The 15016-nt window shown below is 58.7% G+C and carries 12 protein-coding genes; 7 read left to right on the forward strand and 5 right to left on the reverse strand.

From position 1 onward, the window contains the following. Positions 1-7 precede the first annotated feature (7 nt). The 3 genes from PQQ96_RS34725 (at position 8) to PQQ96_RS34735 (ending at position 3780) form a co-directional block, all read left to right on the forward strand. Positions 8-1156 carry a glycosyltransferase family 4 protein gene (locus tag PQQ96_RS34725; protein WP_408300889.1) on the forward strand — a complete coding sequence of 383 codons (1149 nt, stop codon included), beginning with the start codon at positions 8-10 and terminating at the stop codon, positions 1154-1156. Positions 1157-1168: 12 nt separating this feature from the next. Further along, complete coding sequence (gene galE / locus PQQ96_RS34730; protein ID WP_408300891.1) at positions 1169-2191, forward strand: UDP-glucose 4-epimerase GalE; 1023 nt, start codon at positions 1169-1171, stop codon at positions 2189-2191. 158 nt (positions 2192-2349) lie between these two features. Further along, positions 2350-3780, forward strand: coding sequence for a mannose-1-phosphate guanylyltransferase/mannose-6-phosphate isomerase (locus tag PQQ96_RS34735; protein ID WP_408300892.1), 1431 nt, complete (start codon positions 2350-2352; stop codon positions 3778-3780). 124 nt (positions 3781-3904) lie between these two features. Here PQQ96_RS34735 and PQQ96_RS34740 read toward each other — a convergent pair whose 3' ends face one another. Next, on the reverse strand, positions 3905-5455 hold the full coding sequence (locus tag PQQ96_RS34740; RefSeq protein ID WP_408300894.1) for a methyl-accepting chemotaxis protein: 1551 nt from the start codon (positions 5453-5455) through the stop codon (positions 3905-3907). A 268-nt stretch (positions 5456-5723) separates the two neighbouring features. Between PQQ96_RS34740 and PQQ96_RS34745 the strand changes: the two genes are divergently transcribed. Further along, a complete protein-coding gene (locus PQQ96_RS34745) occupies positions 5724-6824 on the forward strand; it encodes an MraY family glycosyltransferase (RefSeq protein ID WP_408300896.1) in 1101 nt (366 codons plus the stop codon). 196 nt (positions 6825-7020) lie between these two features. Further along, complete coding sequence (locus PQQ96_RS34750; RefSeq protein WP_408300898.1) at positions 7021-8100, forward strand: glycosyltransferase family 9 protein; 1080 nt, start codon at positions 7021-7023, stop codon at positions 8098-8100. Between the two features lie 275 nt (positions 8101-8375). On the opposite strand, the gene PQQ96_RS34755 is transcribed toward PQQ96_RS34750, so the two are convergent. Genes PQQ96_RS34755 through PQQ96_RS34770 form a run of 4 tightly spaced genes read right to left on the reverse strand, consistent with a single transcriptional unit; the run spans position 8376 to position 13104 of the window. Continuing rightward, positions 8376-10262, reverse strand: coding sequence for a polysaccharide biosynthesis protein (locus PQQ96_RS34755; RefSeq protein ID WP_408300900.1), 1887 nt, complete (start codon positions 10260-10262; stop codon positions 8376-8378). Between the two features lie 12 nt (positions 10263-10274). Then, positions 10275-11297: an MraY family glycosyltransferase gene (locus PQQ96_RS34760; RefSeq protein ID WP_408300901.1), complete on the reverse strand. Its 1023-nt coding sequence runs from the start codon at positions 11295-11297 to the stop codon at positions 10275-10277. Between the two features lie 8 nt (positions 11298-11305). After that, complete coding sequence (locus tag PQQ96_RS34765; protein ID WP_408300903.1) at positions 11306-12262, reverse strand: UDP-glucose 4-epimerase family protein; 957 nt, start codon at positions 12260-12262, stop codon at positions 11306-11308. Beyond that, a complete protein-coding gene (locus tag PQQ96_RS34770; protein WP_408300913.1) occupies positions 12259-13104 on the reverse strand; it encodes a glycosyltransferase family 2 protein in 846 nt (281 codons plus the stop codon). The genes PQQ96_RS34765 and PQQ96_RS34770 overlap by 4 nt, the downstream gene beginning before the upstream one ends. Before the next feature lie 164 nt (positions 13105-13268). Between PQQ96_RS34770 and PQQ96_RS34775 the strand changes: the two genes are divergently transcribed. After that, entirely contained in the window at positions 13269-14498 is a 1230-nt protein-coding gene (locus PQQ96_RS34775; RefSeq protein WP_408300905.1) for an acyltransferase family protein, read from the forward strand. 325 nt (positions 14499-14823) lie between these two features. Further along, positions 14824-15016 (forward strand): transposase (locus PQQ96_RS34780; RefSeq protein ID WP_408300907.1); only part of this gene is annotated, 193 nt, incomplete at its 3' end.

The following is a 15016-nucleotide window of genomic DNA, read 5'->3' on the forward strand; positions in this document are numbered from 1 at the left end:
TTCCCGCATGAAGCCTGCCTTTAAATCGACACCCGCGCTACGCATTACACTCGTCTGTAACACCGCCTGGGCAATCTATACGTATCGGCAAGGGCTGATCCGCATGCTGGTCGGACGCGGCGTCGACGTGACGGTGCTCGCGCCGCGCGACCGCACGTTCGAACTGCTCACGGCAATGGGATGCCGCTGCATCGAATTGCCGGTGACGTCCAAAGGCACCAATCCGCGCGACGACCTGCGCACACTTTTGTCGTTGTATCGTTTGTATAGAAGCATCCGCCCGCACGTCGTGTTCCACTACACAATCAAGCCGAATATCTACGGCTCGGTTGCCGCGAAACTGGCGGGTGTGCAGTCGGTGGCGGTGACGACAGGGCTCGGCTACGTGTTCATCCAGCAGAGCCGTGCTGCGCAAGTGGCCAAAAAACTGTACCGTTTCGCGTTCCGTTTCCCTCGCGAAGTCTGGTTTTTGAATCGCGACGACCAGGCCGCGTTTGTTGAGCAGAATTTGTTGGTGCATCCCGAGCGTGCGCGTCTCTTGAATGGCGAAGGCGTCGATCTCGAACAGTTCGCCTTCACGCCACTGCCGGAGCGGGCGGAATTCAAGTTCGTGCTGATCGGGCGGCTCCTGTGGGACAAGGGCGTCGGCGAATATGTGGAAGCCGCGCGGCGTTTGCATGGACGTTACCCGCAGGCGCGGTTTCAATTGCTCGGGCCGGTCGGCGTCGACAACCCTAGCGCGATCACACGCGAAGAGGTGGCCGCGTGGGAGCAGGAAGGCATCATCGAGTATCTGGGAGAGGCGCACGACGTGCGGCCCCTCATCGCCGATGCGGACTGCGTCGTCCTGCCGTCCTATCGCGAAGGCGTGCCGCGCACGCTGATGGAAGCGTCGGCGATGGGCCGGCCGATTGTGACGACGGATGTACCCGGCTGCCGCGAAGTGGTGGCGGACGGTGTCAACGGATTGCTGTGCGAAGTGCGCAATGCAGAAAGTCTCGCGGCAAAGATGGCACAGATGCTCGACATGAGCGGCGCGGAGCGCCGCGCAATGGCTGAACGCGGCCGACAGAAAGTCGCGCAAGAATTCGACGAACGCGTCGTCGTCGAAACGTATAAAGACCTGGTGCAGAAAATGACGGGCGTTTTACTTTAACGGAGCAACAGCATGACCACGAAGGGTACGATTCTGGTAACGGGCGGCGCAGGATTTATCGGCTCGCACACATGTGTGGAACTGCTGAACGGCGGTTACGACGTCGTGGTAATCGACAATCTCGTGAACAGCAACCGCGAATCGCTGCGGCGCGTGGAGACGATCACCGGTAAGGCCGTGAGCTTCTACGAAGCCGACGCGCGTGATGAAGCTGCGCTCAACCGTATTTTCGACGCACACCCGATCACCGGCGCGATTCACTTTGCCGCGCTGAAGGCGGTGGGCGAATCAGTCGCCAAGCCAATCGAGTACTACAGCAATAACGTCGGCAGTCTGCTGACGCTGCTCGGCGTGATGCGCGATCGGAATGTGAAGCAGTTCGTGTTCAGTTCATCGGCGACGGTGTATGGCGTGCCGAAGAGCTCGCCGATCGATGAGTCGTTTCCGCTCTCGGCCACCAATCCTTATGGGCAGTCGAAGCTGATTGCCGAGCAGGTGTTGCGTGATCTGGAGATTGCCGATCCGTCGTGGCGCATTGCAACGCTGCGCTATTTCAATCCGGTTGGCGCGCATGAAAGCGGGTTGATTGGTGAGGATCCGGCGGGGATTCCAAATAACCTGATGCCGTATGTGGCGCAGGTGGCGGTGGGCAAGCTCGAGAAATTGCGGGTGTTCGGCGGCGATTATGAAACGCCGGATGGCACGGGCGTGCGCGACTATATTCACGTGGTGGATCTGGCGCGTGGGCACCTGGCCGCGCTGGATGCGCTGGTTAAGCGGGATGCCAGTTTTGTGGTGAATCTTGGGACGGGCCAGGGATATAGCGTGATCGATGTCGTGAAGGCGTTCGAGAAGGCCTCAGGGCGGCCTGTGCCTTATGAGATCGTGGCGCGGCGGCCGGGTGATGTGGCATCGTGCTTTGCGGATCCGGCGGCGGCGTTGGCCGTGCTTGGCTGGAGCGCGGAGTTTGGGATTGAGCGGATGTGTGCGGATCACTGGCGGTGGCAGGCGGCGAATCCGCGGGGGTTTGCCTGAGGCGATCGAAGCTCGGCGGTGGAACGCTCTTGCAGCTGGCATGCAAAGCGCACGGGGCGTGCCACCATTCTTGAGCAAGGTTGTGACTCAATGGTTCGCCTTGTGCTTGCGCTAAGATGGACATCTACAAAAATAAACGTGAGAGAGGAAGTGAGACCATGAACATTCATCCAGTGATTCTTTGCGGCGGTAGCGGTACCCGACTTTGGCCGATGTCCCGAGGCGGATACCCGAAGCAGTACCTCAGGTTGACCGGCGAAAACTCATTGGTTCAGCAAACTGCGTTGCGCCTGCGTGGCATCAAAAACATTGCAGCTCCCATCGTCGTCACGAATAATGAACAGCGCTTTCTGGTCGCAGAACAGTTTCGACAGGTAGATATTGCAGCGGCATCGATCATCCTGGAGCCTGTCAGCCGTAACACCGCGCCTGCCATTGCAGTTGCCGCGCTGGCAGCGATGCGTGGATCTGCAGACGCCCTCCTTCTCGTTCTGCCATCAGATCACGTGATTACCGGCGAAGCGGCGTTCGTCGAGGCAGTCGAAGCCGCGGCTCGGATCGCCCAAGACGATTATCTGGTCACCTTCGGTATTGCGCCAACCGAGCCACACACAGGCTACGGCTACATCCGTGCAGGTGCGCAGCTTGAGGGAGATAGCCATGCGTTCGTAGTGGACGCATTCGTCGAAAAACCCGACGAGACCACGGCGCAGCGTTTTCTCGGTGAAGGCGGCTACTTCTGGAACAGCGGCATGTTCATGCTGCAAGCGTCGACTTTCATGGAAGAACTGCGCCGTTTCGAACCAGAAATCGCCGCACAGGCAGAACTTGCACTCAATGGGGCACAGCTCGACAACGACTTCACTCGTCTCGACGCTAAAGCCTTCGCCGCCTGCCCGAACATTTCAATCGACCACGCCGTGATGGAGAAGACGAAACGCGCCGCGGTCATTGCCACAGCGAACCTCGGCTGGAACGATATCGGCTCGTGGACAGCACTTGCCGACATTGCAGAACACGATGCCCAGGGGAATTCATTGCTCGGCGACGTCCTCACCGAAGCCATGAGCAACTCATATGTGCGCGCGGAGCATCGACTGGTAGCTGCCATCGGTCTGGACAACGTCGTCATCGTCGAGACCGCCGACGCCGTGCTGGTCGCCCATCGTGACCAGGCGCAGGACGTCAGGAAAATCGTTGCCCAGTTAAATGCAACGGGCCGTCAAGAGTCAGTCACGCATCGTCGTGTGGCACGCCCCTGGGGCTCATACGAAGGCATCGACAGCGGCGACCGTTTCCAGGTCAAACGCATCGTCGTCCGCCCTGGCGCGCAGTTGAGCTTGCAGATGCATCACCACCGCGCCGAGCATTGGGTCGTCGTGAAGGGTACGGCACTCGTTACGAACGGTGGCAATGAAATCATTCTGACAGAGAACCAATCGACCTATATTCCACTGGGAATTACGCACCGCCTGAAGAATCCAGGCAAGATCCCGCTCGAGTTAATCGAAGTGCAATCCGGCGCCTATCTCGGTGAAGATGACATTGTGCGATTCGAAGACACGTATGGGCGTACGGAGAAGGCATAGTGCTCGTGAGGACCTGACAGGTCAGAAATGGACCGCGTCGTTCCTGCCAATAATCCGAAGCCGCATGTAGCGCGGGGCGCTGTGCGTAAGCTCGAGACGCCGCGGCTGTTCCGCGGCGAGCGCTCTAAGCCGCCACCTGAAACACCGCCACCGCATCACGCAAAGCAACAGCGTGCTCTTCCAGCGATTTCGCCGCAGCAGCGGCTTCTTCGACCAGCGCAGCATTGTGCTGCGTGACTTCGTCGATCTGCGAGACCGCCTTGTTGACCTGCTCGATACCGTCGCTCTGTTCGAGTGCTGACGCCTCAATTTCATTCATGACGCCCGTGACGCGTTGAACCGCGTCCATGGCTTCGTGAATCGTCTTCTGTGCCTCGGACACGAGCGATGCGCCCTGCTCTACCTTGGTGGCCGATTCGCCGATCAATTCCCTGATCTCCTTCGCAGCCGAGCCAGAGCGCTGCGCGAGGCTACGCACTTCCGAAGCAACAACGGCAAAACCGCGCCCCTGCTCCCCCGCGCGGGCTGCCTCGACGGCAGCGTTCAAGGCGAGGATGTTGGTCTGAAACGCGATCCCCTCGATCATGCCGATGATTTCAGCCACCTTACGCGACGACTCGGTGATCCCATCCATCGTCTCGGTGACGCGCGACACCACAGCGCCACCACGCGTCACCGTATCCAACGCACCCTGCGCCAACCGGTTCGCCTGCTTCGCGTTATCCGCGTTCTGCTTCACCGTTGCCGAGAGTTGTTCCATGCTTGCCGCGGTCTGCTGAAGTGCCGCCGCCTGCTGCTCGGTGCGCGACGACAGGTCGGCGTTGCCCGAGGCGATCTCGTTCGCCCCTTGCGTAATCGCGGTCGTGCTGCCGCGCACCTTCGCCACGGTCTCCACGAGGCCGTCGCGCATCTTGGTCAGCGCGCTCAGTAACTGGCCCATCTCGTTGCGCGATCTGCTTTTGATCTCGATCGTCAGATCGCCCGCGGCAATGCGCTCGAAGTGTTTGATGGTTGCATTGACCGGCTTGATCACCGCCGCCGACAGACCGACCCGCGCCATCACACCGATCACGATGGAAATCGCGCCGATCGCGGCGAACAGCAGCGTCGCTATCTGGAAACGCTGCGCCGCCGTTTCGGCCTGCTTGCGCTGGCTGTCCATCTGCAAGCGCTGCAGCGCGTCGATGGACTTCGAATAGGCCGCGTAAAAGGCGTTCGCTGTTTCGCCCTGGATGTTGCGGAAGGTGTTGAAGTCGAAGTCGGTGAGCGCCTTGAATTCAGGTTCGATCGCCTTGTCGACGAGTGCGCTACGCGCCTGCTCGACGTTCTGCGCGAGCTTCTTCTCGTCCTCGCTCGCGAACGGGCCAGCCATGTAGCTGCCGAAGTCATTGTTCGATTCGACCAGCACCTTATGCGCGGCCGGCAACAAGTCGTCTGTTTGCTTGCCGACGCTGAAGAGCGTCTGATAGGAGCCGAGCGCGAGTTGCACCTGCAGCAGCTTTTCCGAGCTAGCCTTCAGATGCGACAGTGCCACGGCGCTGTGCTGAGTTTCGTCGAGACTGCTATTCGCGAGCTTGAGCGCGCCATAGCCGACGCCGATCACGGTCAGCAGAAAAGCGACGAATACGCTGATGACCAGCGTCAAGCCACCGCGAATGGTGATGTTGTTTAGCATTGGGTCTCCGGAACGTCTTATTGATCGGCGGCGAACCCCGCGATGCGTCGGCGACCGTCTTTTCGCCGGCAACTTACACTTCGCCGCATCCAGGTTAACGGCCTTCCGGAGACCGCGTTGAATAGGTGAAATCCATGACAGGCATGGCTTTGCGGGCGGTTAAAGCCTCACTATCTGGGATTTCGCTCACACGTGGCGCAAACGCTGCTTTTCAGGTCGGCACGCGTTTCGTTTGTATAATTCGGCGTCTTCGCTCAGGCCCACTTTCATGCTTAGTTTTGCGCTCGGCTTTCTCGTCTCCCTGCTGATCACGCTGTTGATCGTGCGCTATGCGCATCTGCATGAAAAATTCTCCACCGATACCGATCTGGCCGGCGTGCAGAAATTCCATGTACGCCCGGTGCCACGCATCGGCGGCGCCGGGATTCTGGTCGGGCTGATCGTATCCGCCGTGCAACTGCATCATGCGTATCCCGCAGTGTCGGGCGGCATTCTGGGGTTGATCGCGTGCGGCATGCCGGCGTTCGGCTCGGGATTAGTCGAGGATCTGACCAAGCGCGTCTCGCCGCTCGCGCGGCTCGTCTGCACCATGGCTGCAGCCGCCCTCGCCTACTTCCTGCTGGATATCGCTGTGACGCGCATCAGCGTGCCCCCGCTCGACTTTCTGCTGTCGTATGCGGTGATCTCCTGCGCGATCACCGTGCTGGCCGTCGCGGCGCTCGCCAACGCGATCAATATCATCGACGGTTTCAACGGCCTTGCATCGATGGTCGCGTTCATGATGTTCGCGTCGCTCGCTTATGTAGCGTTCCAGGTGTCCGACCCGATCGTGCTGTCGGCATCATTCATGATGATGGGCGCGGTGCTCGGCTTCTTCATCTGGAATTTTCCGGCGGGGCTGATTTTCCTCGGCGACGGTGGCGCGTATTTCATCGGTTTCATGCTCGCCGAGTTGTCGATCATGCTGGTGATGCGTAATCGCGATGTGTCGGCGTGGTATCCGGTGCTGCTTTTCATGTACCCGATCTTCGAGACCTGCTTCTCGATCTACCGGAAGAAATTTATTCGCGGGATGTCGCCGGGGATTCCCGATGGCGTGCATCTGCATATGCTGGTTTATAAGCGCTTGATGCGTTGGGCGGTGGGTGCGCGTACCGCTCGCGAGTTGACGCGGCGGAACTCGCTGACGTCTCCGTATCTGTGGCTGCTATGTCTGATCGCAGTCGTGCCGGCGACGTTGTTCTGGCGGCATACGCTGCATCTGTTCTGTTTTGTGGTGGTGTTTGCGGCGACCTATGTGTGGCTATATGTGAGCATTGTGCGGTTTAAGTCGCCTAGGTGGATGGTGGTTCGGAAGGGGAAGCGGTAGTCTAAGCGCCCGGCGCAACCGCTGAATTTGTCACAATGCAGCAGGCGCAAATATCATCAGATGCATCGATGAATCGCCAGAGGTCCGAAATGAACTGGAAGGCATGCGTTTTCTTGCTGAGCGCAGTCACAACGAGAAAACGTAAAACTATCCGCAGTCGTTCGAGGGAATCAATGGCACCCATCAAGTTCAAGGAATGCAAAAAGAGGTTGCCAGTTCGGCAAAAGTTTGTCCGCATTGCGGCGTTAAAGAGCCCGCAACGAGAACAAGTCACGTCCCACTCGGCTTTGGCGTTATCCCGATCGACATGATGTCTATATCGTCCGTCAAGCGAACCGCCTTGATGCTTCTTTGCGGTCAGCAGCTTTTGATAGCCAATACCGCGCCCCAAAAAGTCAAAAAATTGCTGTGGTATTACGACTGGGCCACGATCGGTGACTCCATTATGGATCTGTCACAGCGGTTTCTGATTGACCCGCGCATATCCATCGATCTATGCATGCCATACGGTCCGGCGGAGCTTTTTGTCAGGGATGCCCGGTTCCGACGTGTGTACCGTTCGCTGGACGAATGCGACGCGAGGTATGACATGGTGATAGTCCAAAGCCTCACTACGAAAACCATCTTAAAGAAGATTCAATATCATCCGTTCACGCCGTGGTTTTCGATTATGGGGCACCGCAGGGACGAGAATTTTTCGAGGATCCAGCTTTCGTACGAACAGATTACGCGCGTGTTCAAATCGACGCTCGAATCTGGCCCGATCGCGCCCGCGTTGACGATCGCAGATCGGAGTGCTGGAAGCGCAGAGACATTTACGATTGCGGTCGCGGTGGGAGGCGGCGACAGGCGACGCAGGTACGAAAACTGGGCGATGCTTATCAAGCAGATTTCGTCGAACTGGCCCAAGCAGGTCCCGGGCCCGCGGTTCATTCTGCTCGGCACGGGCGAAGATGCACTCGATACGGTGAAAGCAGTCCGTGACGACTTAGCTTGCGGCCATGTCGAGCCGCACGTAGACCTGCCGAATATCACCGCGGCAGCCGAGTTGATAAAGCAGAGTTCCTTTTTTATTGGCGCGGATGGGGGGCTTATGCATATTGCTGCAGCCCTCGGAAAGCCCGGTGTCGCGATCTTCTGTCAAATCAAACCTGAGTGGCGACTCCATTCTCAATCGACGATACGAACCGTTTTCGCTGAGCAGAATATCAACAGCATTCCGGCCGAGAGAATCGCTAGCGAAGTGACTGATTATTGTCGCGAGTTGCTGCGGTAACCGAGGCTGGAAAGGACGGCGCGCGCTGGGGGCAAGTCCGCGGGACACAGCGCGGGTAAGGGCCCGTACGCACGAATCTGTTAGCGTGCACCCACGAAAAGCGTCCCCTGTCGCTGGTTAAAATCTCCCAGTGGAACTCGCAGAGTGCCCGTAATTAACAGGGCGCTACGGTGAACTGCCCCCGCAAAGTTAGACACCGATCCAATCTTTGCGGTGCAGTTCACGAGGTGCCTTTTTTACACATGTGGCAGCAACTGGACCCACCTGTACAAGCTCTAGGATGCCCGCGTAGTCGATGTAACGTTACCGACACTACGCAACGCCGGCGCGCTGGCCGGTTGATATTCCGGCACCCAGCGACGCAAGTCGCGACGTACTTCGTCGTCGCTTAACACGCGATGCTGCATAAGCCACGGCAACAATTTGTCCAACAGATCGTCTGATACTTCGCGCGCACGCGCGGTCCGCAACTTGGGATGCGGCGTACGCGTTGTCGTCTCGTCGCAAGCCAGCAGTTCTTCATAGAGCTTTTCGCCGGCCCGCAGACCCGTAAACACGATCCGAATCTGCTCCTCGCTAAAGCCGTACAAACGAATCAGATCGCGAGCCAGTTCGACGATCTTCACCGGCTCACCCATATCGAGGATGAAGATCTCGCCGCCATGCCCCATGCTCGACGCTTGCAGCACGAGCTGCGACGCTTCCGGGATGGTCATGAAGAAGCGCGTAATCTCGGGGTGTGTCACCGTGACGGGGCCGCCCTTCGCGATCTGCTGCTGGAACTTCGGAATGACACTGCCGGCGCTTCCGAGTACGTTCCCGAACCGAACTGTTTCGAACTGTGTACGCGAGCTGGTCTGCTGCAAAGCCTGACAAGCCATTTCCGCCAGACGTTTGCTCGCACCCATGACGTTAGTCGGATTGACTGCCTTGTCGGTCGAGATCAGCACGAAATGCTTCACGTCGTGACGAATCGCAGCGCGACCTACTCGATAGGTGCCGAGCACGTTATTACGCACGGCTTGCCAGGCGTTCTGTTCTTCCATCAGCGGGACGTGTTTATACGCGGCCGCATGGAACACGATGTGCGGCGTGTGAGACGACATCACTTGATCGAGCAACAGCGAATCCTTTGCGTCGCCAATCACCGGAATCACCGAAACCTCCGGAAAACGCTCGGTTAATTCCTCAATGAGCCGATAGATCGCGAATTCGGACAAGTCATACGCAATGAGTTGAGCCGGCCGAAAGCGCAAGATCTGGCGGCACAATTCCGAGCCGATAGACCCGCCGGCGCCGGTGACCATCACTACCCGGTCACGCAGCAGTTCTTCTACGTGGGGCGTATCGATATTGACCGCATCACGGCCCAGCAAATCTTCGAGGTCGATCTGCCGCACGCGCGAGAGAAACGCCTGGCCTTGCGTGACGTCGGTTAGCGCAGGCAGCACCAGCGCCCGAACGCCAGCACGGACACATAGCGTCGCAACGCGCCGCTGCACATCCACCGTGGCGGAAGGAATGGCAATGATCGCGTACTCGGTCTTCAGCGTCTCAGCAAATCGCGGCAATTCGCTTATCGAGCCAAGTACTTTGTAGCCGTAGATTTCGCGCCCGTGCTTGGCGACATCGTCGTCGAGCAAGCCCACCAGGCGCCATTCGCTCGAACGCGACAGCTCGCGGGCGAGACTCGCGCCCGCGTTGCCGGCGCCGAGTACGACGACCGGCTTACCCTGCGCCACAAGCCCGCCATAGAGATAAAACTCTTTGGTCGCACGATACAAGGCGCGTGATCCGCCCATCGCAAGGAACAGGAATAGCGGGGACACAATCAGCACCGAGCGCGGCACGATCGGCAACGGCTGAACCATCACCGAAACGACCATGGCGATCAGCGCGCCGGCAATTACCGCTTTTGCAATACGAAGGAGATCCGGCAGGCTCGCAAAGACCCACATGCCGCGGTACAAGCCGAAGATGCGGAACATGATGCCGTAGGTCGGCAGAACCCAGAGGAGCGAGTGCATTGCCCCGAGCCGGAAGTCTTCCGGCACCAGGCCGTTGAAGCGAATGATGTACGCGATCAGCCAAGCGGCCGCGACCGCGCATAAGTCGAAAAGGAAAGCGCTGAAAGATAGCCAGGTGGCCTTGTTTCTTAACATCAGCGTCATACCTCAGTTATCGGACAGTGTTGATTGGAAACGACGCCAGCGCAACTCGACGAATAGGCCCGCCGCGCCGAGAACGGCGATCCAGACCGCCAGCACACACGACTGAAAAATCACTGAGCGGCCAAGTGCAACAAGAGCAAGCATTATGCCAGCTACCATTAGTCCATACCACGTCAATGCGGTCCTAGCGTGGCCGATCCCTGAACGCACCATACGTTGATAGTAGTGCTCCCTGTGCGCTTGCCAAAACTTTTCGCCGCGCACCAGCCTGCGGGCAAGCGTGATCGATGCATCGGCGATGAACGGCGCAAAGACCAGGATCGGAAACCAGACGGGCCAAACCCCACCGCGCCAGCCCCAGTAACCGAGCGCCCCGGCAAGAAAACCCAGGGAGATAGATCCGGCGTCGCCGAGAAAAATGCGTGCCGGATGAAAATTAAACAACAGGAAGCCGACCGCTGCGCCCGAAATCGCCGTCGCCGACCACATCAGTTCCGGCAAAGGATGGTCGCTGAGGAGCGCCCCGGCGGCGTACCCGGCGAAACCGAACATCGCCATACCGCCCGCCAGACCGTCCGCGCCATCCATGAAGTTGTAAAGATTAACCAACCATAGCATCAAGAAGGCAAGAATTACCAAGACCCACCAGGGGGCATTGGCGGGAAAAAGTATCACCAATCCGACCACGGCGATCAGATGCGCGGCGAACCTGACTCGCGCAGGCAATCCGCGCCGGTCGTCGATTTGCGAAATCGCCGCCAGGAACGCGGTGCCGAGAGCGGCATACCAGAGGCTCGGCGCCAGCAGCAAGGTCGCCGCCACGGCCACCGGCACGATGCCCCAGCCGCCCACGCGCGGCGTCGGTGCGGCATGCAGCGAGCGATCGTTCGGAATGTCCGTGGCAAGTCGCCAGGCCATGCCGGTCCTGAGTAGCGCCCATAGAATAGCGCCGCATGTGCATGCGGCACCGAGCGCGACCAGTGCTACGGCCAACGCTGTCGGGAGCGTAAAAAAGTACGTCAACATGCGCGCCCTCAATGCGTGGCTCGATACCAACGAGCGGTTTCGGCCAGCCCTTCGTCGGTCGAATACGGCGGCTGCCAATCAAGCGTCGCGCAAATGCGCGCAGTGTCGAGCTGCAAGGCGCCGACCAACCGGTCCACGTGCGCGGAGCGGCCTGTCAGTCGGCCAGCCAGGTGCAACAAGGCTGGTGGCACCGGTAACAAGCGCGCGGTCTTCTGCAGATGCAGAGCGAGCGAGCAGGCCAGCTCGGCGACCGTTGGAGCATCAGCGTCGGCGACGTGGAAGCATTGGTGCGCTGCGCGCGGATCTATCGCGCAGTGCATCAGTGCGTCTGCAAGATTTTCGACGTAGATCAGGCTGCGCCGGGCACGGACCGAAGCCAGCGGTAACGGTACCCCTTTCCAGACAGCATCCATCAACCGCAGGAAATTGGCGCGCACCTGCGGCCCGTACACCAGCGGTGGCCGCACGATCACGACGTCCAAGCCGGACTGCTCGCCGTAGCTCGACAACGCGAGTTCGGCGGCGAGCTTCGAGCGCCCGTATGCGTCCTGCGGCATCGGCGGATCGTCTTCGCGTAACGGACGGCCCATATCGGCTTCGGCCAGCGCCTTGACGCTGCTGACGAAGACAAAACGCCGCACTCCATGGCGAGATGCGGCCTGTGCGACGCGTAACGCACCATCAACGTTGGTCGCGCGAAACGCCGCGTCCGGATCCGCCGCCTCTTCGCGCATCACATGCACGCGCGCCGCCAGATGCACGACACAGTCCACTTGCAAGGTGGCCGGCCATGCCGCGTCGATGGCGGCGAAATCCATGCTGACGTCGATCCATTCGTTCACGTCGCTTTGAAGCTGCCCCGCGCGCCGGACAAGGCCTGTAACCGTATGTCCCGCGCCACGCAATGCGCGACACAGCGCTTGGCCGACAAATCCGTTGGCGCCAGTGATGAGCACATGACTCATAGCCACTTCCAGCCGAATCGGTTGAAGAACTTGACCATCGAAGCGACGAACAGGCGCACGTGCAGCCAGCCCTTGCGGGCTGCGCCCCCCCCGTGATGCACAATCCGGACGGTTGGAAGATAGACCACTCGCGAAAGCTCATTCGTGCGAAGTGCAAGGTCGTAGTCTTCAAAATAGAGAAAATACCGATCGTCGAATCCGCCCAAACGCTTCAGGACGTCTGTGCGGAACAGCATGAAGCAGCCGCTGACGATAGGTGGACTCCATACAATGTCGCGCTCGTTAATCAAATCGCGCATCTCATAGCGCGCGAGACGGTTCACAAACAACTTACGCAAACCAGCGGGCAGAAAACCTCGCACAAGCAGGTCCAGCAAGGTCGGATAGCGGCGGCACAGGTACTGCAGGCGCCCCTCATCGTCACCGATCCACGGCGTCAACAGTCCCACATCCGGGTGAACATCGAAAAAGTCTAACGCCTCGATTAGTGCGTCTCGGTCAAGGTCGATATCCGGGTTCAGCACGAGGTGATAACAGCTCGCCGACCGCTCGATTGCCAAATTGTGGCCTCGGCCATATCCCACGTTTCCGTGCCCAGTGATGATCGTGCAGTCTATATCGTGAGCAGCCAGTTCCTTGAGGACCACGGAGACGTCCGGTAGACCACCGTTATCTACGAGGATGAGTTCGACCGGAAGGCCGGGTCTGATAGAGCGTAGGGCCGCACAGGCGGCGCCAAGACTAGCCAGCGTCTGTACAAGTTGCGCTGGGTCCGGCCGATAGACGACAACTGATACGGATAAGCGCTCAAATTCTGAACGCGGCGCTTGTTTAGCGTTCATGCGGGCAAAGCGAAGTGACCGGGCGATATTTTCATACAAAGGGCGTGCGACAAAGTCGCAATTCTGCTCAAAAGCATCGACTTCAGCAACTTTGTTTGTCAATTGTTACTCGCGTCGGATGGGGGGTTGGCCGACGGCAGACCCTTTGAGATGCAATTTCCCCCTTGGAAAATAAAATTAGGGCCTTAACGACCAATCGTCGTTGGCCACGTATTTTCAAACACGCTACGGGGCGGCTTGGTCATCTGTGGTATATCTCACAAATTGTTACCGCAACTTTCATAGCCTTACGTATGCAACGAGACAACAATTTCGACATATTGCGCTTTCTTGCCGCAAGCCTCGTTCTGTTCAGCCACTGCTACCCGCTCACAGGTCACGAAGCCGCCGAACCGATTGCTGCGCTGACAGGAATCGATTCCGGGGGCGGTCTGGCCGTGGCCATTTTTTTCGTCATTAGCGGCTATCTGATCACCGGCTCGTGCAAAAATTCGAACGGCGTTGCCGACTACGCGATTAAGCGCGTGCTTCGATTGTTTCCTGGACTGGCCGTTTGCGTTGCCCTGACAGTGCTGGTGCTAGGCGCTTTTCTGACAACGTTGCACATGTGGGCTTACCTGCACCATCCGCTCACGCGTGCCTATTTGAGCAATATCTGGCTATTCATTCGTTACACGCTGCCGGGAGTCTTCGAATCAAATGCGTATCCAGGCGCAGTGAACGGCTCTCTGTGGACCCTGCCTGTAGAAGTGCTGATGTACGTGATCGTGCTTGCATTGGGTATTGTTCGCGCATTGAATACACGCGTGATGGTGATATTTGTCGGCGCATGCTGGCTCTTTTATTTTCGGGGCATTCCGGCCTTCGGACTTCAGTCTGCGGTCTGGCACAACAATTTTCCCGTCGCCGAGTCTGCCAAACTCGCGTGCTTGTTCTTCGGCGGCGCTCTTCTTTACCTGCACGGTTTGAGCAAGCTCAACAGAGTTGACCTTGTCATGCTGGCAGTGTTCGCGATCGTTGCCGTGCGCGGCACGGATGCACAGCACGCGGCGTACATCATGCTGGCTCCGCTGATTGTGATCACGCTCGCGTTTGCGTCGCTCGGACGCGTGGCACAATTCGGCAAACACGGCGACATCTCCTACGGAATCTACATTTACGCGTTTCCGGTCCAACAGACGATGGTCCATTTTCTCGGCAATGACATATCACCGCTCGCTCTCTTTTGCGCAAGCTTGCCGGTCACTTGTCTGCTTTCTGCCCTGTCCTGGCGGTTCGTTGAGAAGCCCGCATTGGGGTTGAAGAAACATCGAGCTGTACTTGCGTTGGAACGAAGGTTGAGTCACCTGATTCCAGTCGCCACATTGCCAGCCAATAAGCCAGCGCGTAACTGAGGATGGCATTTGGCGCCGCGCGGCACGAATGTCCGGCAAAGCTATCGTTGTCGAGAAGGTGGAGCGTGGCTGGAAGGTCAGCTCTTAGGTTTGCAGAGTCTCGCATGCGACGCGGAGACTTGCGAGCGTGCTGGCCAATTGTGTGAAGTCTGGCCAGCAGACGACGCCAGAGACGGACAAACGCTCAGCTTGAGCGCGCGGGGCGCTTGTGGCATTCATGTGGATAGAACTACGGTAACCGTCCGACCGTGACCGTATAGACGCCTGATGAAGGTGCCGCGATGCTTTCGTGGGGCACAAATGTGACTGTGCCCACAAAGGAATCATGGACACAGTGACCGAATGCACCGAAGTCAAAGCCGACCGGAAGTATCCGCGGCGTACGCCGGACGAGAAGCGCCAGATCGTTGAGGAGACCTTGTCCAGTGGACGTTCCGTGGCGGAGACTGCACGCAGTCACGAAGTGAACGCGAATGACGTGTTCGACTCGCCCAAGCAATATCTCGAGGGACGCCTAG

It is taken from the genome of Paraburkholderia sediminicola (assembly GCF_046027825.1).
Taxonomy (GTDB): Bacteria; Pseudomonadota; Gammaproteobacteria; order Burkholderiales; family Burkholderiaceae; genus Paraburkholderia; species Paraburkholderia sediminicola_D.

Bases quoted from the DNA above. Each gene is read 5' to 3' on its own strand.
- PQQ96_RS34765 (WP_408300903.1), bottom strand. From the start codon at position 12,262: ATGAGTCATGTGCTCATCACTGGCGCCAACGGATTTGTCGGCCAAGCG.
- PQQ96_RS34745 (WP_408300896.1), top strand. From the start codon at position 5,724: ATGCTTAGTTTTGCGCTCGGCTTTCTCGTCTCCCTGCTGATCACGCTG.
- PQQ96_RS34725 (WP_408300889.1), top strand. From the start codon at position 8: ATGAAGCCTGCCTTTAAATCGACACCCGCGCTACGCATTACACTCGTC.
- galE (WP_408300891.1), top strand. From the start codon at position 1,169: ATGACCACGAAGGGTACGATTCTGGTAACGGGCGGCGCAGGATTTATC.
- PQQ96_RS34760 (WP_408300901.1), bottom strand. From the start codon at position 11,297: ATGTTGACGTACTTTTTTACGCTCCCGACAGCGTTGGCCGTAGCACTG.
- PQQ96_RS34770 (WP_408300913.1), bottom strand. From the start codon at position 13,104: ATGAACGCTAAACAAGCGCCGCGTTCAGAATTTGAGCGCTTATCCGTA.
- PQQ96_RS34750 (WP_408300898.1), top strand. From the start codon at position 7,021: ATGCAAAAAGAGGTTGCCAGTTCGGCAAAAGTTTGTCCGCATTGCGGC.
- PQQ96_RS34740 (WP_408300894.1), bottom strand. From the start codon at position 5,455: ATGCTAAACAACATCACCATTCGCGGTGGCTTGACGCTGGTCATCAGC.
- PQQ96_RS34735 (WP_408300892.1), top strand. From the start codon at position 2,350: ATGAACATTCATCCAGTGATTCTTTGCGGCGGTAGCGGTACCCGACTT.
- PQQ96_RS34755 (WP_408300900.1), bottom strand. From the start codon at position 10,262: ATGTTAAGAAACAAGGCCACCTGGCTATCTTTCAGCGCTTTCCTTTTC.